The following is a 3079-nucleotide window of genomic DNA, read 5'->3' on the forward strand; positions in this document are numbered from 1 at the left end:
TAAGGCTATTCTTAAAGAGGTGTTTTGGGAGCTAGAGAATAATAGTAAAGCTAAAGAGGTTTCAAGCCACATTTTACACGACTTGGTGTATCACGCTCCTTGGCTCAAACAACATCTCGCTGACGCTGTATTTGAGTACCTAATCAGCTCAGGAAACCTAATCCAAGCTAATAAGGAGTACTGCTTACGACTATTGATCGAAGGTGGTATTAGTGCTGAGCAACTATCTTTGCTAGCCCAAAAATACATATCAGCAAGTCAAGGTGATACTCATGAAACTGCGTGGTGGTATTCGCTATTAGTCGATAGTGAGCCTAACCAAGGTATTCCAGAGTTAGAGGAGTGGTTAGCAACGCTTGAGCCTAAACAGGCAACGCACGCTGCGGAAGTATTTATGGAAGCGTTGTTAGGTGGGAGGAGCTCACATCGCTCTCTTTATAATGTAGGACGGTTTAAAGTGGTAGCTCACTTGAAGGCTTTGTACATTCTGATGCATAAATATATCAGGGTCAGTGATGATCTTAAGCGAGCGGACACAGGGGTCTATAGCCCCACAACAAGAGATCATGCTCAAGAAGCAAGAGATATGTTGTTCAACTACTTGGTTGAACTTCCCTCAAAGGAGAGCTATTGCGCTTTGACACAGCTGATAGAAGATCACCCTAATGAGTCACATCGACCGTGGATGAGAAAGAATGCATACAAAATGGCAGAAGCATATGGTGATGTTCCTTTATGGACAGATAACCAGTTTAAGGAGTTCCATAAAACTAAGCAGATCTCTCCTGAGTCGCACAAGCAACTATTTGAACTAGGTGTCCAACAAATCCTTTCTATAAAGGATTGGGTAGAAAATGGTAATGATAGCCCATGGATGACATGGCAAAGAGCGACCAAAGAAAATGAGGTTAGAACGCTAATTGCTGCCGAGCTAAGAAAAAGTGCCAATGGTCACTACACTATCGCAGAGGAGCCAGAGTTAGCTAATGAACAAAGGATGGATATTTGGCTTGCTAACCCGAAAGTATCCTCTCCAGTACCGATTGAGTTAAAGTTACTTGATAAAGGTTGGAGTGGTTTTGAATTGTGCGAGCGGCTTCGGAACCAACTCGTTGGGGATTATCTAAGAGAGGGCACTGCTGGTTGTGGTGTGTTTCTTTTAATATCACAGAAGCAGACCAAGTATTGGAGGATAGGTGGTAAGCAAGTAGGTATTGACAAGCTCGCTTCAGTACTTAAAGACTATTGGAAGTCGATAGCACACGGGTATGTAGGTATTGATGAGATAGAAGTGATAGTCATTGATATGAATAAAAGAGCTTTAGTTTCTGATTCATGATTTGGCTACCACGGTAATCAGAGAGCGCATAACATAGATTCACGTCTTTCATTTTGCTATCAAGTTTAGCCAAACTTTAGCTAATCCGTATTTCCTAAAATAGCAAAGTTACTGATACGTTTATGTCCAATAACGAGCTAGCTATCATGGCTAGCTCAGAAATACCCCAAAGTGAGTTAGCGTTTCGACCATCCGAGTGCTCTAATCATTCCACAAAGAACAAATATTCTTTATGCATTTAATCTGTGTAAATGTACAGTGCAATGTATTTAGTAAAAATGAACTGCTTTTTAGTACGGGACGCCCGTTTTTACCTATTCAAGTTGCAACTGTAAAATTTAAGTTACTGATTTTAAGAAGCTATATGATAAGCTGGCACAAGAGTACGCGGTCTAATCGGGCGTCCCGGTTTTGAACTAAACGGGAAAGTTGCCCGCTAATAAGCTGTTAAATCTATTTTAAGAACTCAAGTTGTACAAATATATTAAGATTCAGTTAGGGGTTTGTAACGATCGTACTTGGAGTAATAGGTAGTGGCTTATGGAACGACTCTTATCTGATGCATTTGACAAGCTGGTACTTTGGTCTATTAACTTAATTAACATAGCGCTCACTTCATATAAAGACGGTATTTATGCTTCAGATGCTGTGGGTTTCAGAAAACTATTCTCTAGCAATATATGTACTCATCATATCAACTCTACCACTGTCATATTATTGGGTGTATTTACGGCATCCAGCAAGAGCTCGGAGTGACGCGAAAGACCCAGAAGCTCCTGCGTCTAGAACTAGGCACTTTATAAGAAGCCGAAAGAGCTATTGGGTTATAGTTGGAATAACGCTATCGCTTTTTGCTTTCTGTCTTCATACTACTGCGAAAATGTGCTATACAAATGAAGTTTTAACCTACTCCCTTCATTCACTCGATATCATCGAACCATATGTTAGCGAACACCAATTTAAGTTACTTCGGCCTCAGTTTTATCAGGTCAAAATTAGATAACAGTTTGAGGCTTTCTACTCAGAAGTGAACAATGTAGCCAAGACTGAAAATTTGGAACTACCAAAGAATAATTTGATGTGACAATAGATTTAACAAGCGAATGAACGAAGGACGTTTATTCGTGACGCATTTTTTCATCGTAACGCCGTTATTCGAACGTTATATTTTAAGGAAGTATCATGAATGAAGTTATATAAATACACATCGTATAATGCAGCTAAAAGCATTATTGAAAACTCTAATATTGGTTTTAATCAGATAGATAGATTCAATGATCCATTTGAAGGTATGGCTACAGGTTGGGGGGAAGGTGTCCCAGATTGGGATAAGATGTATGCTCAGAAAAGGCAGCAAATGCTACTGGAGGCTAGGGTTAATTATCGGGTTTTATCGTTAACACGAGAGCCTTTAAATCCATTAATGTGGTCTCATTATTCACAAGCATATGAGGGTGTTGTACTTGAATTTGATACTTCTAATGCTGGATTTGATTCTGATAGTTTTGTTATTCCCGCATCAAAGGGGGAGGTCATTTATACTAGGACAAAGCCACCTAAGTTAGAACAACGGGTGTTTAAGGATTCAGTTACTTCAGATGTTCTAAAAAGATCATTTCTTTTTAAGTCACAGGAATGGTCATATGAAGAAGAGGTTCGCATTGTTTGTGAGTCATCCTATTTGACGCAAAAGCTCATCAATGGTCGGCCTATGGATATGTATCAATTACCAGATAACGC

The 3079-nt window shown here is 39.6% G+C and carries 1 protein-coding gene and 1 pseudogene; both read left to right on the forward strand.

The features are described 5' to 3' along the window. Window positions 1-1339, forward strand: a pseudogene (locus I3255_RS13470) (hypothetical protein); the annotation flags it as partial. A gap of 1186 nt (window positions 1340-2525) precedes the next feature. Next, window positions 2526-3079, forward strand: a 554-nt coding sequence (locus tag I3255_RS13475; protein WP_238039266.1) for a DUF2971 domain-containing protein, incomplete at its 3' end; no start/stop codon positions are given.

It is taken from the genome of Psychrobacter sp. Ps6 (genome assembly GCF_022129235.1).
GTDB lineage: Bacteria > Pseudomonadota > Gammaproteobacteria > Pseudomonadales > Moraxellaceae > Psychrobacter.